The following is a 24,853-nucleotide window of genomic DNA, read 5'->3' as shown; positions in this document are numbered from 1 at the left end:
TTTTGAATAATTATTTACGATGATGAAGTTTTTTTACCAACATCTCAGAAAAAGACATGGCTGCAAAAGAAAATACCACAGCTACCAAAAGCAATCTAAAAGCTGCAGTTTCATGCCCGGGAACCTGAATTTCATTAAAAAGCGCCAAAGGTATGGTTTGAGTTTCACCAGATATGTTTCCGGCAAAGATTATGGTTGCACCAAACTCGCCCAATGATCTGGCAAAAGCCAAAACAAAACCACTTATAATTCCTGGAAGTGCCAATGGCAAAGTAACACGAATAAAAGTCTGTAATGAATTTGCTCCTAGTGTTTTTGCAGCTTCTTCGTAGCCTGGATCTACCATTTCGATAGACAAACGAATGGCACGAATTGCCAAAGGAAATGAAACCACCATTGAGGCAAGTACAGCAGCATAGAAACTAAATGCCAACTTTATTCCGAACCAATTATTCAGGTACTTGCCAATTAATCCATTTGTTCCCAATAACAAAAGCAATATAAATCCTGTTGCAACAGGCGGAAGAACCAAAGGCAAATTCACAAAACCTTCTACTATTGATTTTCCTCTGAAATGTTTGCGAGCCAACCACCAGGACAATAATACCGATGGAGGAAGAATAAAAACAGCACACCAAAAAGCAACACGAAACGAAAGTCCGATTGCCAATAATTCATCTTCACTAAAATTTAGCAGTTCATTCATATTCATCCAGATTGAATCCGTTTATTCTCCATATCCTTTTCACCTCTTCCGATTGAAGGTACAACAAAAATGAATTTAAACTTTCAGCTCTCTCCTTTTTTGCAGCACCCACATAGGCAATGGCTTCACAGGCAGTATTTGGAAATCGATAAACAATATTGACCTTTTCAGATTTCATTGCATCTGTTTCATAAACGATACCCATTTCGGCTTCGCCCATTTCAACCATTAACAATGCATCTCTAACATTCTTTGCAGGCAAAAATCTATCAGCAAGATCTTCTTCCCATCCATAAAATTTAATGGCCTGCATTGCATACTTACCAGCAGGAACATGTTTCGGATCTCCAATGGACAAGCGGCCACTAAATTGGTTCGCAAAGCTGTTCTCTACCTCTTCGCTATTTAGCTTTTTATTATTGCCTACAGGAACAATGGCCACCAATCGATTGGTGGCTAAATTCTTAATTGTGGTCTTTTCAACCAACTGCAAGCTGTCTATGTAATCCATCCATTTTTTATTGGCAGAAATGTAATAATCAAAATCAGCTCCACTTTCAATTTGTCTGGCCAATATCCCCGATGAAGCAGCATTTAGCTTGACCTTAATACCAGTTTCCTTCTCAAAACTTCTGGAAATTTCTTGAGCAACATTTGTTACACTGGAAGCAGCAAATAAGGTAATTTCATTTTTTCTATTCTTTTTATTCGAACAAGAAAAAACAAACATCGATAATATGATTACAATTACAGTTTTCTTCATGTAGAAATGCTTAGCAAAACATGAAAATAGTAATTTTTAAAGAATACTGAACTCCTTAAAACAATATGATACCAGATTGATCACCTCTAGCTCATAATTAGCAATTGTTTAGCAGTTCTTATTTTGATTCATTTTGGATAATTTCCGCACAAGCACACTATTGATTTATCCTCCAAATCAATGAATTATACAATACAAAATCCTATGGTGTTTTGAAAGTTTTTATTTTCTCGGCTCACTATCCTTTCTGAAATAAATAGATTGAAAAAGTATAGATAGACAAAGAAAGAGACATCGGTTTAAACCTCACCCATCAAGACATAACCAGTTTTGTAGCCACAGCTCGTCAAACTGTAGCAACAACATTTAATTCGTTAGAGCAAGATAGAGTGATTACCTATGATAGACGTCTAATTTTGGTAAGAGTGCTTACAGTCTTAAACTGATTCAACAACAAAAGTTTAAGGTTTTGCGTTTGGAAAAATTGACGAACCGGACCAAATCTTACAATTAAGCCTATACAGAATAAAGTTGAATACAATTCCCAATCTTTATTTAAAAGAACAACATGAGCGATAGTCAACATTGCAGCGAAATAAACCAATCGATGCAAGGTTTTCCAATGTCTTTTCAACAACTTCATTGATCGACGATTTGAAGTAATGGTTAGTGCAAATATTATTATTGCTGAAATTCCTGAAAGAATTAAAGGTAAATCCGAAACAACTGCAAAAAATCCTTCATGATACAGAAAAAAGAAAGTATGTAAAAAAACATAAACACCACAAGATATTCCCATTGCCTGTCTTACAAATAGATTACTTTTGGTGCCAAATACAATCTTAAATGGTGTAATCATTAAAACAGCCATTAGCCATCGTATGGCCCATTCACCTGTTTGCTCAATTGCAATTTCGATTCCTGGAATAATATCTCTTCCAGTTTTGAGTGCAACTTGTTCGGCCAGTTCGATATCATCAAAAAGAATAAAATCAAACTCAGGATATTCGAAATTGAAACTAATCAATGAAAAAATCTTAATTAAAGGAAATAATGCCAACACACAAACCATCAACCACGCGAAATTCTTCTGCAGAAAACTCATAACTTCAACTATACTTGTAAATCCCTCTCAATTTATTTAGAATAGTTCAAAATTGGGATTTATTATTGAAGATGTAAATACCTAGATGTTGGTATTTATTGCATAAAAAATAAGCGTATCTATCCCACCCTACTGATATTTTGCAAGCGGTTCATATCGAGAATTTTTATGTATCTACCATCAACAGAAATGATTTTATCTTTCACAAACACGCTAATTTGCTTGGAAACACTTTCTCTACTCGTACCAATCATGTGTGCAAGTTCTTTACGAGTTAATGGCAAATCAAATTCTTGTTTCTCAAAAATAACTATTGCAAAATAAAGTATTGCATCCGCAAGCTTTCCGTAAATTTTCTTTTGGTGCTGATCAATAAAGCGATGGTAATTGTTCAAACTATCGTTACATACCGAAGAAAGTATCTCATATCCAAAACGCCCATTCTCTTTTATAAATTGAGAGAATACATTCAAATCAATATAACAAACACGTACAGTGGTTAATGCAGCATATGAATAATGATTGTTGGTATCAGTAAATATAGAATGCAAACCCAAATAGGAATGTGGCTTAACAACCTGTAAAATATACTCTTCCTGGAATCGGTTCTTTCCATACTCCTTCGCTAAACCTTCTCTTAAATAAACAATATGCGAAGTCCTCGATCCTTCAGCCAATATAATTTCTCCCTTTTCAAACTTAACCTCGTTGCAATTTTTGCTTAGTAATTCTAGTTCAGATTCCGATAAAGTTTGCGAAGCACATGAACGATCGTCGCAGGTTTGACAATTGGAAAAAATCTTATAATCTGGCTGATGAAACATGTTAAAGGATAATGTGAGATATATCACAAAGATAAGATAAAACAATCACATTCTTTATTGAATATATGCTCAATAGCCTGTTGTAACTTTGTATTGGGAGATATTCCTTTTGATTAAAAGAAGTAATATTTAGAAAAATGAAAAAATTGTTGTTTACAACATTTCTATTGGCTTGTTTTCTGTTTATAGATTACCTGATTTTAATAGCTGTAGGCTGTTCTGCATTTAAATGTGGAGCCCAAGAAGGTTTTTATTGTGGTTTTTATTGCAAGTTTGCATTAAGTCTAATTACGTTATCTGTAATTGGAGGGCTTTATTGCGCCAAGAAACTTGTAAATAATGCTTTATAAATTCAGGTACATCACAAAATACTTTATACAAAACGAGGCTGCACCAAATGGTGTACAGCCTCGTTATTTTTTTATTTTTTCAAGGAATATTTACAATCCCAAATTTTTATTTTTTATTACCTCATCCTGAAGACGACGGGCCAACTTTTGTTCTCTTACCAATGCGTTTTTTCTATGAGTATCAAACTCTTCTCTAACCTCGTCCAAAGTTTGCTTGGTTTCAACGGTTACAACATTACTTCGTTTAAACATCATAAAGCAAACACCAGCTACAGCCAATGAACCTAGAATAAGTACCCACATTAAAGTATTGTATGTAGATTTAGACAATTCCATGCCTAAAAATTTCATACTATCCTTCATACGGATGGTTTCATCCAATTCCTTTTTTAAATTCTGAATTTCAGTATTAAGATTATCAATTTCCCTTCCCTGATTATCTACTTTAGTTTCAGATTTTTTAAGGAAAGATTTTAGTTGGTTTAGAGAATCTTGAACATTTGATTGGTATTTACTCAACATCTCCACCTTAATCACTTCATGACCTTGCCAATTACTTGATTTTTTTGTCATATATTGAAATTGGCTACTTATTGTTCCATTATCCAAGGATGGTTTCGCTTCCTGTTGGGTCGATTCAGTTTCCTGTGCCGATAATGTTAACGAAAATAAAAACAGTAAACAGTACGTAAGAATTGATTTGTGCATTTTAATTGGGTTTCTATTATTAATTTAAGCTCTGATTACAATTAAACGATCAACATGTCTTAAAATTGCCAACTGTTCATTTTTTCTTAAACATTTTTTAGGCAGAATTTCGACTTGCATTTATGTTACCATAAAGAGATCTGATGACCAACTTTTGCAATATACTGTATTTTGTAGCGTTTGTTACATTTTTTTTCTCTAATTCTCTAATTTTTATCAGAGCATACTGTTGAATTGTAATTAATGGCAATACTATTTCTTCTCTAAGATTAATCGAATCTTTTAAGAATAAAGCATTTTGCATTAACTCATCCTGACCAGATACCTTCAACAACATTTCTATGCTTAATTGATATTCATCATAGATCCAACCCCAGAACTCGCCAAATTCTTCATCATTCTTCATATACTCGGTAAGCTTAAAGTACGACTTACAGATGGATTGCATACTATTTGCTACTAGCGTTCGAAAAAACAATGATGAATTGTACAAATTTTTACAGTCAGAAAGTAATCCTTCCTCTTCTAGTTTCTTTAATGATGATCCTACACCAAAAAATCCTGGGACATTCTGTTTCATTTGGCTCCATGCTCCAACAAAAGGAATTGCTCTAAGATCTTCGAAATTCAGTTTCTCGGTTTGCTTTCTTTTTCCCGGACGACTACCAATATTTGCTTTACCATAGTATTTTAAAGCGCTCATCTTCTCCAGGTAAGGAACAAATTTATCTGATGATTTAAACCTTTGATATTCTGCCAAACTATATTCCGAAAGTTTTTCCATCACTAATCTATCCGTGTCACTCAACACCTTGTCCGAGTCATCAAATAAACTGTTTTCCAATACTGCAGAAATTAATCGCTCCTGATAAAATCTTGCAGAATCCCGGGTACCGAATTTAGAACTAATGGTTTGTCCTTGAATGGTAACTTGGATTTCGCGATTCTCTATCGTATTTCCCAATGATGAATAGAATTTATGCGTATTTCCACCTCCTCGTGCTGGTGGTCCCCCACGACCATCGAAAAATGCAACTGTAATTCCCATTTCACGAGATAGTTTGGTAATATTCTCCTTCGCTTTGTAGATATTCCAGTTTGCCGAGAAATACCCTCCATCCTTTGTTCCGTCAGAAAATCCAAGCATTATGGTTTGTCTGTTTCCTCTGCTTATAAGATGCTTCGCATATTCTTCATTCTCATAAAGCTTACGCATGGTAATCGCAGCTTTTTCCAAGTCATCAATGGTTTCAAACAGTGGAATAATATCCAATGGAATTTCACCCTGCCAAGCACACATTTTAGCCATAGCAAAAACTCTTGCCACATCATCTTCACCTCTACAATTGCTTATAATTATTCGATTACAAGCTTTCTCTCCGTTTCTTTTCTGAATTTCCTTAATGGTTCCAAAAAGACTCAAAGTATCTTTTATCACTTCATCATCCGACTGGAATAAAGAAACCGGAGTATTCAGTTTGGTTAAATCCTCAAACTCCAAACTACAATTTTGATCCTTCAATTCTGGAGCTGTGGAACAAAGCACATCAAAGGCTTGCTTTATAATTCTGCTATCCTGTCTGATATCTATTCCAGCGAAATGAGTTCCAAACAACAAGACCTTGCTCCTAAATTCATGCAACAATTCTACAAAGAAACCATCATGCTCTTCTATCAATTGTTTTTCAATTACCGCCAAGGATTGAAGGATTTCTTCCTGCTGCATCCTGGATGAGGTATCTTCACCATTTACCGCTTGCAGTATTCTCTCTTCCAGAGCAAGTAGTTTCTCGTAAACGCCTTTAAAACTTAATCTTCTTCGCAGTTTTCTGATATCTTCGTGATAATTTGACAGGAGAATACTTCGCAACCTATCAGCCACTGCTAAAGTAGTATCTACCTTTACAAAAGGATTACCATCGCGATCGCCTCCAGGCCAAAATCCGAAAGTAAGTACATTTCCGTCCTGCTCTTCCGGATTACTCACTTCTTTCATCAAATCTCCATACAATTCGGATGCAGATTGATAAAATATGTTTTCGAGATACCAGCTTAAACTTTTGGCCTCATCATAAGGCGTTGGTCGTTCCTTTTTATAGAAGGGAGTTTTACCAAGCTGCGTTAATAACATTTTTATCTGCAGTAGGTCATTCTTTTGAATGGCATCAATTAAATCATTAATAATTGCCAATACTGTACTTGGGTAAAACTGTGTTGGGTGCGCTGTCAATACAATTCGAACTGCCAGACTTTTTAACGCCTCACCAATTTTCTCCTTGCTTTCACTACTTGATAATCTGTTTTTAATCGATTCTATCTTTCCTCTTCTTTCCGGATCATGCAAATCTAAAAAAGCCGCATCTTCCAAGGCATCCAATAATACTACTTGACGTTCAATATAGTTAATCACACGAAACATGAAATCCAACTGTTCCGATTCTGTTTTAAAATTGGTTTGCTTTTCAAAAAAATGATCTAAAATCTCAACAGGAGATTTTCCTTCCTCTAATCCCTTACGACAAGTATCCTTCATAAGGGGAATAAGAATACCTGTTCCATGTATGCCATCTAACGGAAGCGTTAGAAAGATACTATTGTACAATTTGTACCGAAGTTCAACTTCGTTTTGAAATGTTTCTGATTGCATAGGCCTTTATATTATTATTCTCCCCCTTTAATTCTTCATTCAAGATAGTAAAAAGAGTGAATTGGCATAAAAGATACAATCAGAAACTTGAAGATTTATTTTTTTATTTCAATCATTACTGGCAAATGATCAGATGGATATTTACCATCTACTTTAAGATCAATAATTTTGTAATTGACTATTTTTGTTGAGTTATCCACAAAAATATAATCGATTCTATCTGTTACGGGCTTATCGTGTTCAAAGGCATTAAAGGTTCCAATCTTTGATTTAGTTTTTGCTTTAATATGAGAATCAATCATATTATCGGCCAAATACTTTATGGCTTTACTTTCTGGCTTTAAATTTAAATCACCCATTAAAACAACAGGCAAATTTCCCTGATTCAATTGTTGAATTTTCCTCAAGATTAACTTAGCACTTTCGTATTGAGCTTTTTCTCCAACATGATCGAAATGAGCATTAAACACCCAAAATTGTTTTCCTGTTTTCTTATCTTCAAATAAAGCATATGTGCATATTCTCTCAAGAACAGCATCCCAGCCAACCGATATTTCATTCGGAGTTGTTGACAACCAAAATGTTGATTCTTTTACAATTTTATAGGCTGAATGCTTATAGAAAATAGCACAATATTCACCTTTCTTTTTCCCATCGTCTCTTCCAACTCCAACATATGAATAATCTGTTAAGTTCTCATCTAAAAACTCAAGTTGATGGCACAAACCTTCTTGTGTACCGAATACATCCGGATGATACTCACAAATTAGGTCAATGATATTTTCTTTTCGAAGTTCCCACTTGTTTATGCCATCATTGGGATTATCGTATCGAAGATTATAGGTCATAAATTTTTGGGCATACAAGGAATTCGTTAGTAATCCCAGTATTATTATGATATTACATATTACTTTCTTCATTTTTCTTTTCAAATTTGAAAAAAGGCTGCACTTAAAGCACAGCCTAACTAAACTATTTCGTTGATTTTAATACAAAATGCAATTCTCCTCCTTGCATTATTTGCTGATGAGTAATGGTTAATTCCTTGTACTCTTCACCATTTAGCAATACCTTTTCAATGTAGTGGTTTTCTTTGCCTTGGTTTTCAGTAGAAATGGTAAAGCTTTTTCCATTTGGCAAATGAAGTACAGCCTTTTCAATCCAAGGTGAAGTAATATCATAAACTCCATTTGCCGGATTTACAGGATAGATTCCTAAAGACGAAAATACCATCCAAGCAGACATTTGACCGCAATCCTCATTACCACAATATCCATCAGGTCGAGTAGTATATTGGGTATTGATAATTCTGCGAACCATTTCCTGAGTTTTCTCTGCTTGATTGATATAATTGTACAAATAAGCAACATGATGACTTGGTTCATTTCCGTGAGCATATTGACCAATCATACCTGTACTGAATATTGGCAACTTATCATCTGCCGTAGGATAATAGGTAAACATGGAATCCAATTTTGCCGAAAAATTTTCCTCCCCAACTGTTTTTATAAACTCTGTCACATCTTGTGGTACATACCAGAAATACTGCCAAGCATTACTCTCACAAAAGTAATTGGTATATTCCTTAGGTATGAATGGTGAAACAAAATTTCCTTTAGGATCTTTAGGTCTGAAGAAAGTTGATTTCGGATCATAAAGGTTTTTCCAATTTTCTCCTCTTTTTAAGAAATATCCGTAGTCTGCTTCTTTATTTAAAGCTTTTGCAAACTGTGCAATACACCAATCATCGTAAGCATACTCCAGTGTTTTTGAAACAGACCAGTTTTCACCTTCCTCATCAGTAGGAACATAGCCCAAATGCATATACTCATCAATCTGGCGACCTTTCTCCATTGCTGATTCTTTACAAGCTTTGTAAGCTTTTTCAACATCCATTTCAATACCTTTAAAGTAGGCATCAACGATTACAGGAACCGCATGATATCCAATCATCATATTGGTTTCGTTTCCTGCCATAGACCATACAGGCAACAAACCTGTTTCATCGTAATGAATTAGAAAAGATTTGATGAAATCTTCTACTTTATCAGGACATAAAATTGTGTATAATGGATGTGCAGCTCTGTAGGTATCCCACAATGAGAAAGTATCATAGCGATCAAATCCCTCTGCTTTGTGGTATTTTCCATCTGCACCTTTGTGCATTCCATCAATATCTGAGTGCAAACTAGGAGTAAGATATAAATGATACAAATTGGTATAAAACAATTCTTTTTGTTCTTCATCTGCTTCAATCTCAATTTGAGACAATAAGTTCTCCCATTCTTGATCAGCTTTCTCTACTACACCATCAAAATCCCAATGGTTTAGCTCTGCCTTCAAATTCTTTTTTGCTCCTTCAATGGAAGCGGAAGATAAGGCAACTTTTACCAAAATTTCTTCAGGATTTTCAGTATCAAAATTTGCGATCAGTTTTGTTTTAGGTGAGGTAACCGACATGTTTGCCGACTTCTTATCTCCTTCAAACAATTCAACAGATTTGAAAGCTTTTGAAAATTGTGCAGTAAAATACAGATGTTGATCTCTTGCCCAACCATTTGATTTTCTGTATCCCGATATGGTCGAATCATTCTCAACAATTATTTTAGTATCATATGGGTTATCCCAATTCAATTTATATCCCAAATCCAAAATAATTTTAGAATCAGAATCTTTAGGAAAACTGTATCTGTGAAAACCTACTCGCTTTGTAGTGGTAAGCTCAGCGGTAATTCCCGAACTCAACAATTCCACTTTATAATAGCCAGGTGAAGCTTCCTCCTTTTCATGAGAAAATTTTGAGTATGGACGATAATCTCCTTCCGGTGTTAAATTATCTGTAAAACGACTATTTAAAGGCATCAAAAGAATATCATACATATCCCCTGCGCCAGTTCCTGATAAATGAGTGTGACTAAATCCAGCTATGGTTGAATCAGGCCAAAAATACCCTGCGATTCTATCCCAACCTGGCAAACCGTTATCAGGACTAAGCTGCACCATACCAAAAGGCATTACTGCTCCAGGATAAGTATTACCTGGTCCATCGGTACCTACGAAAGTATTTACATAGCTAGTTAATTTCCGCGGCTCTGCCTGCTTTTTATTGCACGCAAAGAGACCAATCATTGCCAAACAAAAGGCTAATAATCTCATAATAAGTAAATAGTTTATTTTCCAAATAAAATGGAAAATGTAAATAGTAAATTGGCTTTTGGAAATATGTTCCAAATATAAACAAAACATGCATTCATATCCTACAATTCGTGCAAAAGCTGTTTCATTTTTTTAATAAATTCTAAGAAATGCATTTCCAATATTCATTAATCACTTCCTAATTATCCGCTATTGATTTTTAAGATCTAAATGAATAAATATTTTAGTAAATTAGATAACTACCAAATTTTAACCTAAAACTCAATGAAAAAACTAATTTACACAGTATTCCTTCTTGTAATTATTTACTCATGCACTCAACAAAAGGAATCAGGTATTAAAAATATCCGAAAAGGAGAATATTTAGGAGAAATTAAACCGGATAGCATCGCCAGGTTATTTGCACCCAACTTCGTATCCAGCCATCTGCATGAAAGAGACTTTACCATGAGTCCTGATGGTAAAGAAATATACTATACCATCAGATACGGCGCTGACTATTACATTGCCACTTCCAAAATGGTAAATGATGTTTGGACTGAGCCTGAATTTGCTTCTTTTTCAGGTAATCCAGCATACAAAGATCTTGAACCATTTATTACCCGCGATGGCAAAAAATTGTTCTTCATGTCCACAAGACCGCCCAAAGGAAAGGAACAAAAAGATGGATGGTTTTATCAAAACATTTGGGTAATGGATAAAACAGTTGAGGGATGGTCGGAACCTTATGAACTGGAAGGACCAATAAATACTGATTCAGGACAATATTACCCAACATTAACCAATGATGGTACCATTTACTACACACACGAAGAAAGCAAAAATGTGCAAGTCATATATCGATCGAAATTGATTGATGGGAAATATCAAACGCCAGAGCGTCTTCCTAAAGAAGTAAATCCTACCAATATGCAATACAACTCGCTGATTGCACCTGATGAGAGTTACCTTATTGTTTGTACTTTGATTGAAGGGAATAGCATTGGTCGAGCAGATTATTATATCAGCTTTAATTTAGGGAATGATAATTGGACTCCTTTAATGAATATGGGGAATAAAGTAAATTTCCCAAACACATTTGCATTGTCGCCATCTTTGTCTCCTGATGGAAAATATTTTATCTTCTCTAATAACAAGCAAATACGTCAACAAAAACCAAACCTTAAGGAGGTAAAGCAAAATGCTGTTTCTCCTCAGAATGGAAATCTTGATTTGTATTGGATAAAAGCCGATTTTATTGAAGGTCTTAAGGCAGAAGCTTTAGCAAAACAGAACAAACAGTAGGCATATGAAGATTTTATTGACCGGCGCCAATGGTTATATAGGTAAACGATTACTTCCTGTTCTCTTGGAACAAGGTCATACTGTGTATTGCTGTGTTCGAAACAAGCAACGGTTTACGCATAAAGAATATTTCCACCCAAACATTAGGGTATTAGAAGTAGATCTTCTAGATCCAAAATCTTTAGAGAAAATTCCTAAAGATATTCAGGTCAGCTACTACCTGATTCATTCAATGCTTCATGGTACCGTAGGATTTGATGTTCTCGAAAAACGATGTGCACAAAACTTTGTAAACTGCCTAAAGAAAACGGAGAATCGACAGATTGTATACCTTAGCGGCATTGCCAATGAAGAAAAGCTTTCAAAGCATTTACAATCGAGAAAAGAAGTTGAAGACATTCTAAAAGAGAGTCGCAGCTATGTGACCATTTTAAGAGCAGGAATTATAGTTGGCTCTGGAAGTGCATCATTTGAAATTATTCGTGATTTGGTAGAAAAGCTACCAATCATGATAACTCCACAATGGTTATTAACCAAATGTCAACCCATAGCCATTCGCAATGTAATTGAGTATTTGCACAAGGTAATTTACAACAAACACTGTCTGAACCAGACCTTTGACATTGGCGGAACCGAGGTTCTAAGCTATAAGGAAATGCTGTTACAATATGCTGAGGTTCGAAAACTGAATAGAAAGGTAATCACTTTACCCATAATGACACCTCGCCTTTCTTCCTACTGGCTATTTTTTATAACTTCAACATCCTATAACCTAGCGGTAAATTTGGTTAACAGCATGAAAGTGGAAGTGGTTTGCCGACCAAATGATTTTGCCCAAAAACTTGATATTCATCCAATCTCATACAAAGAAGCGATTGAAAAAGCTATGGGTAAAATCAAACAGCAGATGGTAATTTCATCCTGGAAAGATGCCTTAAGTAGTGGAATATTATCGAACAAAAACTTTAAGTATGTAGAGCCTCCAAGTTTTGGTTGCTATTTCGATACCAAAATTCTTCCTGTGAAAAACAAACAATTGGTTTTGGATAATGTTTGGGCTTTAGGTGGGAATAGAGGTTGGTATTATGCAAATTGGCTATGGCAATTTCGTGGCTTTTTGGATAAGCTGTTTGGTGGTGTTGGACTAAACCGTGGACGAAGACATCCTACGGAGATAGAAATTGGCGATTCACTGGATTTTTGGAGAGTATTATTGGCCGATAAGGAAAATAAAAGGTTACTGCTCTATGCTGAAATGAAATTACCGGGAGAAGCTTGGCTCGAGTTTTCTTTGAAGCAAAACCATTTGCAGCAAAAAGCCATTTTCAGACCCAAAGGCTTGGCAGGAAGACTGTATTGGTATTTGAGTTACCCATTCCATGTTTTTATATTTAAAGGAATGATTAATGGCATTATAAATTACAATAAAAGATCATGAAAAAACGCGTAACAGGAATAGGTGGAATCTTTTTCAAAACCAAAGATCCCAAAAGAACAAGAGAATGGTACAACAAACATTTGGGCATTCAATGTCCTGATGAATATGGTGGAGTTTTCGAATGGCAGAAAACCAGTAAGCCTGAAGAAACTGGATTTACCATTTGGGGGCCGTTTGAGGAGAACACTGAATATTTTCAGCCTTCAAAGAAAGATTTCATGTTCAATTATCGTGTTGAAAACCTTGAAGAATTGCTTACAATTTTAAAAGAGGAAGGGGTTGAGATTGTTGGAGAGATGCAAGTATTTGAATATGGAAAATTTGGCTGGATTCTTGATCCTGAAGGAAATAAAGTAGAACTTTGGGAACCTATTGAAGGCCCATTTAGTGAGATGTACAAAGGAAAATCAACCTCTGAATAATATATACATACATGACAAAACCAATCGTTAATTTTTTAGATCCCTTAAGCATACCGGAAGAAAATTTAAAGTATTCCATCGTTTGTTCGAAATACCAAAACACATGGGTGTTTGTTCGCCATAGAATGCGTGAGACCTGGGAAATGCCTGCCGGACATATTGAAGCGAATGAAACAGCACTACAAGCAGCCAGAAGAGAGCTGTACGAAGAAACCGGAGCCAAAGAATTTAGCCTTAAATTGATTGCCGACTATTCCTGCGATTGGAAAGGCGAAATCAATTATGGACGAATCTTCTTTGCCAATATTACTTATTTGGGAGAATTGCCTAAATCTGAGATCGCAGAAATTTGTTTCTTTAAAGATTTGCCTGAGGATCTAACCTATCCTGATATTCAGAATTTGGTGTTTCAAAGGGTGTTGTTAATACTATCCAATCAATTACACAAATCACCTCAATCTATCGAGTAATAATATGCAAATGATATTGACTCCATCTTATGAAGATATTTTTGATGGACCTATACCCAAATTAGAAGATATACTAAAAAGAACTTCTACAGCTATACTAATTGAACTCATAGCATATATTGATGCACAATTATACCCAAATGCTACTTGGAATAAACAAGTCAATATCCTCACGCACTACTTAAGTAGACAACCTGTAAATCTTCGCAACGAAATTTATACTAAATTTGATTTATTCAAATTCAAAAATGGGAATAATGAAATTTCTATATTCTCGCGGATATATTTGAAGCATTTCCTTCATGCCGTGTTATTAAATGATAATAACTTATTTGCTGATGATACATCTCCAGAACAAGAATTAGAATTCCTTAAAGCTTATTTACTTATTCAATCTGACCAAAACAATCTAGCAACTGCAAGGGATCAAGTTGAAAGGCAATCATCTAATGGTGATTTTTTTCCAATCCATACATGGCCTATACTCATTAACCAATTTGATATACAAATAATTGTTAATCCAATATATAATTTAATAAAAGGAGTTTGTTTTTTAAATTATCTTCAATTTCATTCTAATTATTCCAAATACGTCACTGCGTTTCTAAATAAAAATAACAAACCAAATTCTTGGGAATATCTTATGACTATTTTTGGATTACTGAAAAAAACATTAAAAAACAAAAAGGGGGATATTAATAATTACTTTTTTAATTGTGCCAAAGAGTTACAACCACTCTTTAATCACTTAACATTAACTGTCGATGAATATAATCGCAAACTATCTTGTAAAAAGGAAAATTTCTCTTTATTAAAAGCAAAACCTATAATGAAACACGGTGAAAGATATATAGTACTTGACTGGAATCTTTTAATGAATAAAATATATGATGGGCTAATATTTGATTTTTATAATACTTCAGGAATTAAAACTAATCAAGATTTTGACACACTCCCAAATTTTAAAAAATTCATTGGTAATGCTATTACCGAGAAGTTTCTATTTCAGCGAATACTTAATAATATTCTGGATAAGAAACATTGTAAATTAAACCTTCCAACAACAGATAACAATGGTGAACCAGATGGTTATTTTAGACAAAATAGTTCAATTGTTTTATTTGAAATTAAAGACGCATTTTTTCCAGCCTCAGCTATTAAATCTAGTACCTACCAAGATATTAAGAATGCTATAGACTTGAAGTATAATAATAAGAAAAAAGGAATAGCACAAATAATTAAACAGATACAGAAGCTATCACAATCTCCTTTTTATTTTGATGATTATAAAGGTAAGATCAAAACAAAAAATCTCCAATTATATCCAGTAATGATATATACAGACAAAAATTTTGGAATGCCAGGAGTAAGTAATTATTTAAATAACGAATTCAATTTAAAGCTTGATAGTTTAAACTTAAGACAGAACTTTAAAAAAATTCAAAACCTAACCTTTATTGATTTGGATATATTCATTCGTTACAATAAATACCTAAAAAACAATGATTTTATCCAAATAATAAACAGGTTACATAGTGAACTTAAAAAAAGAAAAAGGAATAGTTTAAGAGGTAAGCAACTTCAAGATTTTTTAGATTTTAACGAAAGTCAAGACCAGATATTTCAAGAATTAAACCGAATGAAACGAGAAAAAGAACATAACCTAAGAGAATTAATTGAACTTTTAGAGCTTACTGAAGGTTTACCCAAAAATTAACTAAACAAAAAAACATGTCCCAAATCCACTTCCATTCCAATTTTTATGAGACCATTAAAAACGGAAACAAAACTCAAACAGCAAGAGTAGATGAACCGATCCCTGAATTGGGAAAAGGCGAAGCCATTTTTGATGACAAGCCTTCCATAGAAATACGAATTACGAAAGTGACACACAAGAATTTTAAAGAATTAACAATAGCAGAAATCAAGAAGGATGGCTTTGATACGAAAGAAGAATTATGGTCTGTTTTACTGGGATTTTATCCTGAACTAAAACAAACAGACCATTTAATTTTGATTGAATTCGAAGCTGTATAATTCTATTTTTCAAATAACACACAAACAGGTTTAGGTGCTTTTATCTCATCAACGAAAGTAAGTAAACCTGTTTCTTTATTGCGTTTAAAACAAACCAAATTATCTGTATTCTGATTGGCTACAAGCAAAAATTTCCCGTCAGGACTTAAACTAAAACTACGAGGATGATCACCACGTGTAGATTCATGTCCTATCAATTCCAACCCTCCATCTTCCAATACAGCATATATCACAATGCTGTTGTGTCCGCGATTAGAACCATACAGAAACTTTCCATCGGATGAAATATGAATATCAGCTGTAAAACTGCTTCCTTTAAATGCTTGTGGTAGGGTATTTACATTGTCAATAGTTTGTAAGCTTTCTCCCTTTAGAATGGTAATTGTATTGCTAAGTTCATTAATCACATAAATAACCTTGCCATTGGGATGAAATGCCAAATGTCTTGGCCCTGACCCTTCAGGCATTACAATGCGTTCTGTATGGTCAAATTTATCATCCTCAATGGTAGAAGTCCACAATTCATTGGTTCCTAAATCCACAGCAATCGCTCTATTTTTATTGGGTTGAAACCAAATACTATGAGCGTGTGGAGCATCTTGTCTACCCTCAACGGTTCCTGATCCTTTGTGCTGATTCACATCCATCAATTCAGAAAGGTTTCCTTTTTCATCAACTCGCAGTAAACCTGTATTTCCACCGGTATAGTTAGCTGTTAGAACAATACCCTCCTTTTCTGTAACAAAACAAGGATGTGCTCCTCCACTTGATTTTCTACTGATCAGCTCAAGCTGATCACCTATCTTGTAGCTTTCAACACTCCCAACTCCATCCAATGAATTGATCTCATTTATCGCAAGCAAATTTTTACCCTTATTGGCAAAACTCAAAAAAGATGGATTCTTGGTTTCAGCTTGTAAACTCAGCTCGCCAAACTTTCCCGATTTATTCATTGTAATTTTATAGATTCCCTTAGAGTTGGTATCGGTATATGTGCCGATATAGATGGAATAGGCTGCCTGAGTCATTTTCTTCTCTTTTGATTGATTGCATGATAGCGCAAAAATAGATATCAGCGCCAGTATGATTGTAGATTTATTCATGAGATCTGAATTAATTCACTCAAAGATAAGAGAAAATTATGGGCATCAACTATATTAATGGATAGGAAAAATTACCAAGCATAAAACCTGAGTCACTACAGAAATTAAGGTTGATTTTTTCAATTGGAATAGAAAAATAATACAGTGGAAACTTCCTTTACTTAATTATCGACATAGAATATTGAATTGAGACCATACTTTTTCCAATGGGAAAGAAAAATGAAGTCATGGGAAACATTCTTTCGTCAATTAATGGGTGCTTTTTTCAAATTGACTTAGAAATTTAGTTCAGGGGAAGGAGAAAAATGAAATTGAATCACTTCTGGAGTAAATTGAAAAAGGGATTTGATTAATTGAAGGGTGAAAATGTCATAGGGCGAGTCAAAACTCTATCGGGGTCAGTATTTATAAAGGATTTTCACCTTTTTTCGTTTACTACACTTATTTATCAACAAGCACAATCTTTCGTTTCACTTGTTTATCGAGATACTGAATGAGTAAATAGTAGACACCAGAAGAAAGTCCATTCATATTCAAATCCATACGATTGCCCGAATTCAAATATTCCATTACCTTCCTTCCTGTAGAATCGAAAGTACTCAACCGAAATTCCTTCACCTCATCGTGTTCAATTAATATGGTAAAAATTCCATTGCTTGGATTTGGATATACTTTTACCTCTCTTTCGGCCTCATCGCCTGGGTCTGGTGTAGGATCTGGATCAGGATCGGTATCTGGATTGGGATCTCCAGCAATGGTATCACGAACAACCAACTGGTGCGTTCCTTCAGATAGATCCACTGTAATCTCAAAAATCCCAGCTTCATTCGAATCTCCAACTCGCTGCAATTCATCGTCAACAAACACACCAAATGAGTTATTGGTCTGCATATCCAAAGCAAAAATCTTAATGGTTCGGTTTCCTTCTATCGGGTTGACCATATAAGAGGAATTTAAAGTATCGCCCTTTGCATGGAACAGATAAAGATGATTCTCCCAATCAACACCAATGGTGCTTTCGTTTTTAAACAGTTTGCCACCTGCATTCGATGGATTTTGATTGTCTCCAATCTTAATGGTATGCAGATAAACCAAATCCTCACTTACCTGCGTTGGCTCAACCTCAATTCGCCAGCTTCCAGGGTGTGCCGAATCGAAATTGGGACTATTGTCCGGAGGATAGTTGGTACCATTTACCCAATACTCATAAGCACTTCCTCCAATTAAAGTAGTTGTTGTTGATTCTGGCAACAACGTACGTATGGCAACATTTCCATTCCCATGCGATGCCTTATAATCTCTGCCATTATAGCTAATGATTTTATCAGAAACTGTAGTACTCACCACCTGACCATTGATAACAGGACGATTGGCAAAATGATTGATGTACTTTGCCTTTCGCTCTCTCGATGATACATTTAGCAAGTGTAGATGATCCAACACCAAAACTCTATCGGGTTTGTGATACAAAAGCCTGCGTTCGAACCTGTCCAATTTATTGGATGCATAAGAATCAGCAGCATCGCTGATATAATAAGCATAGTCGTCGCCAGCAGCAAACTTTAGCCACTCTCCTCTTCTGTGATCACTATCTGTAACATCACCCACATTCTCCAATCGATCGGTCCATATTTGTCCACCATCATTCGAAACGGATCGGCCAAAAGCACGATACGACTCCGAACCATCGAAAACACAAATGGAATTGTGCGCAATGGTACGCGAATAGTAATTGTTGTAATGATTCGTGGCATAAGAATCGTAATGACCAGCATCCAATATTTGAGGTTTGTCTTTTATAATTACAAAATGGTTGTTGTCTCTGTGCTCATGATCAGCTCGTTTGGCTGGAGCACAATAATACCAAATCATGGTAGCATCCTCATTCCATGAAGTTCGGCTAACCGCCAGTCCGGTTTTGTCAGCCCACCAATCCAATGGTGGCTCAGGATGCGAAACCGTAGGGGCCTCAAAATCTTTAAACAGAAGTTTCTGAAATACCAGGTTCGAATTGTTCAAGTATTGAGCTGCACCATATTTTTGAACCAAGTACTGGCTTCTTTCGTCGCCAAACTCTGCTGCATGACGATACATTACCCTGTTGGCCTGATCTAAATTGATTACTGCATCGCCCAAATGAATGGTATAATTATCTGGACGATAGAAATACCAGTACTGATTGATCGATTCTCTAATCCATGATTGTTCTTGATAGTAATCAGTACCTGTTGCAATTTTCATATCATCAAAAAACTGGTACTGTCGTGGCAAACCGAACATAGAGTACGCTGCTCCCCAATTCCAACCTCCATCATCATCTCGAAAGTAAGCAAAGGCAGGTAGAATACCATTTTCCCATTTGCCTACCAGGGTTTTGTACCAGGAATTTACATCCGACATCTGGCCTGATGATAATCCATCAGCACCATGAAGTGCAAGTGCAGCATGCATGGTAATTCCGCAATTATAAATGTTATGGCTGGTTACATAGCTATTACCTGAAGAGGTTAGAACATAGTTATCCATAAAGTATTCCAAAACCCGAAACAACGCTTTGGAGAGTTGTTGCCTCTTAACCTGTGGAACATCATTGTAAGTCCAATCGAGAAGAATGGCTCCATAATTACAATTGTCCCTTAGCAGATTCTCTTTGGTATCTCCTGAGTAATTGTCGAAGTTTAGTGAATTTAGGTATTCAACATACCTCGATATAATAAATTCGCAGCGTTTCAGTGCCAAGCCATCAGTCCCCAATTTCAATAAAAAGGCAGTCATACGTGACATTTGAAATGCATCACTCGAACCAAACTCGTAATTCCATTGAGTGGAATCCGATCCAACCATGTAGGTTTTTGAACTGGTAACCCAATTTCTATCGTAAGCACTCTTAAATCGCTGATAGGTTTCCTGACACTCCCCACTGGATATATTCGCTTTTAACCAGTCAAAGCGCTCCTTGCCCAATTCTATTCTTGGATGTTGTTCATTAACAAGTGGAACATCCTGAGAATAACAACCAAACAGTAAAAAGAAAAACAGAAATACCAATACACTTCTCATCTTGCCCCTTCTTTTGACATATCGAAGTATAAAATACAAAAATTCAAGGGATTAAGCAGATTAATATTTCGTAAAACTGCTTATTTAGAATAATGAATCAGTGGTTTTGAAGAAAGTTTATACTAAGCAATTTGAGTATTCAACTTTCTGAATTCTCTGATGATAAAGATACTCGCTATCATGGCTGAACCGACATCCGAAATTGGCCCTGCAAACCAAACTCCATCAAGACCCAAATAATCTGGTAGGATAAAAAGAATCGGAATCAAAAGAATTACTTGTCGCATTAAAGTAAGTAAGGTAGATACTCCTGCCTTTCCAATGGATTGGAAGTAGTTTCCAACTATGATCTGAAATCCGACTATCGGTAGTGCAATCAAGAATGTTCTAAGTCCTTTGGCTCCTACTTGCAATAATTCCTTATCCGTACTATTAAATGCCAGTACCATGGTTTCCGGGAACAGCTGAACCAATATCCAACCAATTACTGCAATTCCTGTGGCTGCAGTCATACAAATTTTCAACGTCTCTTTTACCCTCTGGTAGTGTTTTGCACCATGACTAAATCCAAAAATTGGTTGTGCTGCCATGTTTATGGCAATAACGGTCATAACAATTAACATGGCAACCGAATTGATGACCCCCATGGCCGCAATGGCTACATCATTGCTAAATTTAATTAGCTGTATATTGTATAATCCTTGCACAAAGCTACCTGCAATTTGCATAGAAAATGGTGCAAATCCAATGCTAATGATATACCAAATGATTTGTGGATTAAGCTTAAAATTAGTGGCGCTCAACCTTATTACGGATCGGTCACTTCTAAAGTGTTTGATCACCCAGATGCACAATATCAGCTGAGAAATAATTGTTGCATATGCTGCTCCTGCAACTCCCATATCAAGCAGGAATATAAAAATAGGATCGAGAACAATGTTGGTTCCTGCACTAATTAACATGGAGTACATGGCAATTTTTGCATTCCCTTCAGAACGAATCAGATTGTTTAAAGAAAATCCAACCACATTAAATACAGCACCATAAAGTATAATATTTAGATATTCATTTGCAATATCCATGGTATCTGTCGACACTCCAAACAGTCGTAAAAGAGGATCTTTAATTGTAAATCCTAAAACGGTAATGAATGCAGATACAATGAGCATTAGAATAAAAGAGTTACCCAATACCCATTCTGCCCTTTTAAAGTCTTTCTTCCCTAAATTAATTGAGATACGAACACCTGCACCCATTCCTATTAACATTCCAAATGCCATAAGAATTAACATGATGGGATACACAGCACTTAATCCGGAAAGTGCTATCGATCCAACGCCTTGGCCAATAAATATTCGGTCAACCACATTATACAGCGAGTTGATTACAACTCCTGTAAATGCAGGCCAAAAATACTTCCACAGCAAGCTGCTTACTTTGGCATTCTCTAATTCGTATACGTTTTGGCTGTTTTTATCCATAGAAAGTGGGACAAATGTACCAAGAATGCCTGGCAACAAAGACTAATTCCAAATAAAATTTATCAAAAGTCGGTAAGTGGTATTTGTTCACAGGCAAAAAGCCTCTGATTGCCTGTAAACTTATGCGAGAAAAGTTAAATAAAAAAAGATGTTTAGCTTTAAAGAATTATTTCAGTTTATATCGATCTCTTTCCGCAAAATAGTCCATTACAATGGTTCTACTATTAAATTTAGCCGAATGTAGAACTCCATCCGGTATAAAATAATGATCACCTTTTCTGTATTTTTTGGTTTCCCCATTAATTGTCAGATCCATATCACCATCGATTACCATTCCCCACTGTGCACCGTGTGAATGTCGAGGAACTTCACCAATTGGTTCAATATCGAAAAATACAATCTGATGATTTTCACCTTGCGCTACCCAACCGCGAACTCCATTAAAAGGAATATCAGCTTCAGGTAAATTCTTAATCATGTCTGGATAGATGTCTTGCATTTAGAATAAGTTTTAAATTCGCTTGAAATTTACAAATATTTACTGCCTTCCCTTACACTAAGCGGAGACAATGGATACTTTGAGATAAATTCTTTGACCCAATTGGGGTTAAATTTGGAATACTGACGCAATGCCCAACCTATGGCTTTGTTCACAAAAAACTCTTTGGTCAGAGTATTTGCAATGATTGCCTTTGATAGTAATTCTGTATCAACATCATCTTTGAATTTTAATTGGAAAATAATTGATACACGTTTCAACCAAATATTCGAGCTGATGATCCAATTACTTATCACCTCTGTCTTTAATTCAGGATATTTTTTACACAATACACCTACCAATGGAGCCAAGGAATCAACAGAGTCCCACCAGGATTTCGTAATAATCAATTGCTCTAATTTTGAGATATCCTTCTTCTCAAGCTCTTTCTTAAGTTTTCCGAGATAATCCAGAGCCAGATATTGAAATTCTCGTTCGGGAAGTTCCCAAAGATAATTAACCAAATTCCAATCGATCATTTTATCCTTAGTAACTTTTCTCAAAAAGCCTTTACTCAATTCATCCCTTTTTGGTTTAGGTAATCCAAGAAATGGAAAACGACATTTCATATATGCCGACATTTTAATGGCATTTTCTTCATCGAAGTTTTTTCTGAATTGCTCTACTATTTTTATGGTCTTTGTTTTCATGATGGCAGTTTTTGTTAGAGCGTATCTATATGTTCTTACTACTCTCTTTTTATTAGCATCGAGCTGTTTTTTTCTTCTTTCCTACTCTTCCTTTATCTATTATTTTTTGTAAATATTCTGGTGCAAAAGGTACTTTGCATGATGTTTTTCCCATGTACACATCTACTTTGCCTATCTTCTTTGCAATCTTCATAGACAAGTTGGTTAATTCCGGCACATAGGCACCAAGAGAGATTACAAAACCATTCATGGTGTATTTTACCCTGTTCGATGAAGTATGAATCTCCTTTTCAACATGTAACAAAAGTCCTTTTAGCAATTCTTTATCCAATTCTTCATCTGGCTTTAGAGCAACCAAACTCGATAGAGTTGACCAACCAGCAGCTGCCGTGTTTTCTTGCTTGGATTCAATCCATTCCAAAGCCAATTCGAAACCAAATTGAGACTCTGCAGCAATCCAAGGCACAGTGTATTCACTAATCATGTACCAATATGCACCCTTCACCCACTTCTGAAGATCTGCTTTGGTCATCATCTTTTCATCTGCAATTAATCCCGCCAAATACATGGCATCAGAATTACCTGAATCGTATAATTGCAACGAAAGTTGGTAATCTTTTTTAATCTTCTTCACAATTTTCTTTAAGTCCTGAACCTTCACGCCGTAAAATGGCTCACGGGCTCCGTGCTTTACAAGTACACTTTTTGTTCCTTCGTTTCCGTAAGATTCCAACTCTTTAAATACTTCCTCTTTGGTCATTATATTGGTATTATCTTTTATCTTGATACTAAAGCTTTTCAGGATACTCAACTCCAAAACAACGGCATCGGGCAACAGTTAATTGGTTGCAGTAGCATAATCCAATCCATTTACAGTTTCTATTCTACCATTTGTACCATGCATTTCAAATGCAGTCTTTTCATTTGAATTGATTAACTGGCAAGAAACTTCGAAAGAATTTGTCCAATTTTCATCTTTAGCCATACTGGCAAAGAAAATCAACTTTTCTGATTCATGATTTAACTCAATTGCAAGTTGAGAATGATAAAGTTTAAGTGTCTCCTCTAGATCCTCTTTAATTTTCTTATGAAATAAAAAGCCATGCATAGCCTTAACATCCTTTTCATCAATCAATACAACTGATGAAGATCTCCCTGAGAGCCTCTCAGATTTTAATATTTGAACCTGATGATGTACCTCACTACAGCCATACAATTCTGAGTCATTAAACATTTTCCAATTTGATAGAAATGGTTTTACATTTCGGGTTGCGAAACTCAATTTTAGTTTTGGTTCAAAATTGGAATTACAATAAGCCAAATCATTCTGAACAGGAAAGCTGAAACAAATCTGCTTAGCAGTCCCAGAAAATTTGTTCACTTTATAGTTAGCAAGATCTTTTCCTCGTAAAGTTATTTTCCAATACTTATCAATGATAAAATGATAATGATCTTCAATATCCAAAGAATATCGACTATTTAATTCAATTCTATCATTCAAATAGACTAATGATTTTACTTTTATTTTGTCATTGATCCAATCGGACAGATTCAGATCTTTTGATATATTCAGCTTGGTAAAAGTGATTTTTATTCTCCAAGATAAATCATTGTAGAGAATGGCTTTAAAATCCATTGGCAAGCCTGTACCTGGATAAAAAGCATTTCGTAGAATCAAATGGTAATCTTCCTGTTTCTTTCGAAATATCAATTTTGGATTGCCGTCAAAAGATTTTAGATCAATATTCCAAGAATTTCCTTCATCGGAAAAAAACGTAATGGATTTCTCACTCTTTTTGTATTGAATATCATTTCCAAGAAGCTTTCCAAAAGCATTTAAAGAAGGTTGCAAAGCAAGAAATCCAAACCCCAGTCCTTTTAGAAAATTTCTTCTGCTACCTAATCTGGATCGTCTACTGTCTTCAACACCTCTCGCTATTTTCAGCTTTTTAATATCTAATAATTTCAAGCTCATTTCCCTCCGATTTATCCAATAGAATAGAAATTAAGAAAGACCGAGCTGAATGTCAAGCAGAAAGTAAATTTATTTTTATTGAGTATAAATAAATCTTGATTAATGATATTAAAAAAAAGCTTCATCTTATGATGAA

General features: G+C 35.1%; 22 protein-coding genes. 7 read left to right on the top strand and 15 right to left on the bottom strand.

Annotation, left to right across the window (positions count from 1 at the left end; all coding sequences use genetic code 11):
- Positions 1-10 precede the first annotated feature (10 nt).
- Together modB and modA are read right to left on the bottom strand one after the other, a co-directional pair.
- Positions 11-706, bottom strand: coding sequence for a molybdate ABC transporter permease subunit (modB, locus tag ACKPCA_RS04200; RefSeq protein ID WP_321281595.1), 696 nt, complete (start codon positions 704-706; stop codon positions 11-13).
- Positions 699-1,469 carry a molybdate ABC transporter substrate-binding protein gene (modA, locus tag ACKPCA_RS04195; RefSeq protein ID WP_321281594.1) on the bottom strand — a complete coding sequence of 257 codons (771 nt, stop codon included), beginning with the start codon at positions 1,467-1,469 and terminating at the stop codon, positions 699-701. The genes modB and modA overlap by 8 nt, the downstream gene beginning before the upstream one ends.
- Positions 1,470-1,744: 275 nt before the next feature.
- Between modA and ACKPCA_RS04190 the strand changes: the two genes are divergently transcribed.
- Positions 1,745-1,915, top strand: coding sequence for a helix-turn-helix domain-containing protein (locus tag ACKPCA_RS04190; protein ID WP_407660173.1), 171 nt, complete (start codon positions 1,745-1,747; stop codon positions 1,913-1,915).
- Here the strand turns inward: ACKPCA_RS04190 and ACKPCA_RS04185 are convergent.
- The 6 genes from ACKPCA_RS04185 to ACKPCA_RS04160 form a co-directional block, all read right to left on the bottom strand.
- On the bottom strand, positions 1,867-2,574 hold the full coding sequence (locus ACKPCA_RS04185) for a ferric reductase-like transmembrane domain-containing protein (RefSeq protein ID WP_321281593.1): 708 nt from the start codon (positions 2,572-2,574) through the stop codon (positions 1,867-1,869). The genes ACKPCA_RS04190 and ACKPCA_RS04185 overlap by 49 nt on opposite strands.
- Before the next feature lie 119 nt (positions 2,575-2,693).
- On the bottom strand, positions 2,694-3,398 hold the full coding sequence (locus ACKPCA_RS04180; RefSeq protein WP_054718028.1) for a Crp/Fnr family transcriptional regulator: 705 nt from the start codon (positions 3,396-3,398) through the stop codon (positions 2,694-2,696).
- 440 nt (positions 3,399-3,838) lie between these two features.
- Entirely contained in the window at positions 3,839-4,456 is a 618-nt protein-coding gene (locus ACKPCA_RS04175) for a hypothetical protein (protein WP_054718024.1), read from the bottom strand.
- Between the two features lie 97 nt (positions 4,457-4,553).
- Positions 4,554-7,103 (bottom strand): phosphoenolpyruvate carboxylase, encoded by a 2,550-nt coding sequence (locus tag ACKPCA_RS04170; protein WP_321281592.1) that lies wholly within the window; start codon positions 7,101-7,103, stop codon positions 4,554-4,556.
- A gap of 95 nt (positions 7,104-7,198) precedes the next feature.
- On the bottom strand, positions 7,199-8,023 hold the full coding sequence (locus ACKPCA_RS04165; RefSeq protein WP_321281591.1) for an endonuclease/exonuclease/phosphatase family protein: 825 nt from the start codon (positions 8,021-8,023) through the stop codon (positions 7,199-7,201).
- Positions 8,024-8,075: 52 nt separating this feature from the next.
- A complete protein-coding gene (locus ACKPCA_RS04160) occupies positions 8,076-10,259 on the bottom strand; it encodes a GH92 family glycosyl hydrolase (RefSeq protein WP_321281590.1) in 2,184 nt (727 codons plus the stop codon).
- 264 nt (positions 10,260-10,523) lie between these two features.
- On the opposite strand from ACKPCA_RS04160, the gene ACKPCA_RS04155 reads away from it, so the two are divergent.
- Genes ACKPCA_RS04155 through ACKPCA_RS04130 form a run of 6 tightly spaced genes read left to right on the top strand, consistent with a single transcriptional unit; the run spans position 10,524 to position 15,910 of the window.
- Entirely contained in the window at positions 10,524-11,543 is a 1,020-nt protein-coding gene (locus ACKPCA_RS04155) for a TolB-like translocation protein (protein ID WP_321281589.1), read from the top strand.
- 4 nt (positions 11,544-11,547) lie between these two features.
- Entirely contained in the window at positions 11,548-12,981 is a 1,434-nt protein-coding gene (locus ACKPCA_RS04150) for an SDR family oxidoreductase (RefSeq protein ID WP_321281588.1), read from the top strand.
- Entirely contained in the window at positions 12,978-13,403 is a 426-nt protein-coding gene (locus tag ACKPCA_RS04145) for a VOC family protein (protein WP_054718011.1), read from the top strand. The genes ACKPCA_RS04150 and ACKPCA_RS04145 overlap by 4 nt, the downstream gene beginning before the upstream one ends.
- 11 nt (positions 13,404-13,414) lie before the next feature.
- Positions 13,415-13,873 (top strand): NUDIX hydrolase, encoded by a 459-nt coding sequence (locus ACKPCA_RS04140; protein WP_321281587.1) that lies wholly within the window; start codon positions 13,415-13,417, stop codon positions 13,871-13,873.
- Between the two features lie 4 nt (positions 13,874-13,877).
- Positions 13,878-15,590, top strand: a complete 1,713-nt coding sequence (locus ACKPCA_RS04135) for a hypothetical protein (protein WP_321281586.1) — start codon at positions 13,878-13,880, stop codon at positions 15,588-15,590.
- A gap of 14 nt (positions 15,591-15,604) precedes the next feature.
- On the top strand, positions 15,605-15,910 hold the full coding sequence (locus ACKPCA_RS04130; protein ID WP_321281585.1) for an ASCH domain-containing protein: 306 nt from the start codon (positions 15,605-15,607) through the stop codon (positions 15,908-15,910).
- 2 nt (positions 15,911-15,912) lie between these two features.
- Here the strand turns inward: ACKPCA_RS04130 and ACKPCA_RS04125 are convergent, their stop codons facing one another.
- The 7 genes from ACKPCA_RS04125 to ACKPCA_RS04095 form a co-directional block, all read right to left on the bottom strand.
- Positions 15,913-17,013: a lactonase family protein gene (locus tag ACKPCA_RS04125; RefSeq protein ID WP_321281584.1), complete on the bottom strand. Its 1,101-nt coding sequence runs from the start codon at positions 17,011-17,013 to the stop codon at positions 15,913-15,915.
- A gap of 441 nt (positions 17,014-17,454) precedes the next feature.
- A complete protein-coding gene (locus ACKPCA_RS04120; RefSeq protein ID WP_321281583.1) occupies positions 17,455-20,073 on the bottom strand; it encodes a T9SS type A sorting domain-containing protein in 2,619 nt (872 codons plus the stop codon).
- A gap of 122 nt (positions 20,074-20,195) precedes the next feature.
- Positions 20,196-21,554, bottom strand: coding sequence for an MATE family efflux transporter (locus ACKPCA_RS04115; protein WP_321281582.1), 1,359 nt, complete (start codon positions 21,552-21,554; stop codon positions 20,196-20,198).
- Between the two features lie 166 nt (positions 21,555-21,720).
- A complete protein-coding gene (locus ACKPCA_RS04110; RefSeq protein ID WP_321281581.1) occupies positions 21,721-22,053 on the bottom strand; it encodes a cupin domain-containing protein in 333 nt (110 codons plus the stop codon).
- Positions 22,054-22,082: 29 nt separating this feature from the next.
- Positions 22,083-22,742, bottom strand: a complete 660-nt coding sequence (locus ACKPCA_RS04105; protein ID WP_321281580.1) for a DNA alkylation repair protein — start codon at positions 22,740-22,742, stop codon at positions 22,083-22,085.
- A gap of 52 nt (positions 22,743-22,794) precedes the next feature.
- The gene (locus tag ACKPCA_RS04100) at positions 22,795-23,502 is read right to left on the bottom strand and encodes a DNA alkylation repair protein (RefSeq protein WP_321281579.1); all 708 of its coding nucleotides are present in this window, start codon (positions 23,500-23,502) and stop codon (positions 22,795-22,797) included.
- A gap of 78 nt (positions 23,503-23,580) precedes the next feature.
- Entirely contained in the window at positions 23,581-24,717 is a 1,137-nt protein-coding gene (locus ACKPCA_RS04095) for a hypothetical protein (RefSeq protein WP_321281578.1), read from the bottom strand.
- Between the last annotated feature and the right edge of the window lie 136 nt (positions 24,718-24,853).

Origin of the sequence: Marinifilum fragile (assembly GCF_963677365.1) — a bacterium.
GTDB classification, from domain to species: Bacteria; Bacteroidota; Bacteroidia; order Bacteroidales; family Marinifilaceae; genus Marinifilum; species Marinifilum fragile.
This window is presented reverse-complemented; position numbering and strand designations above follow the sequence as displayed.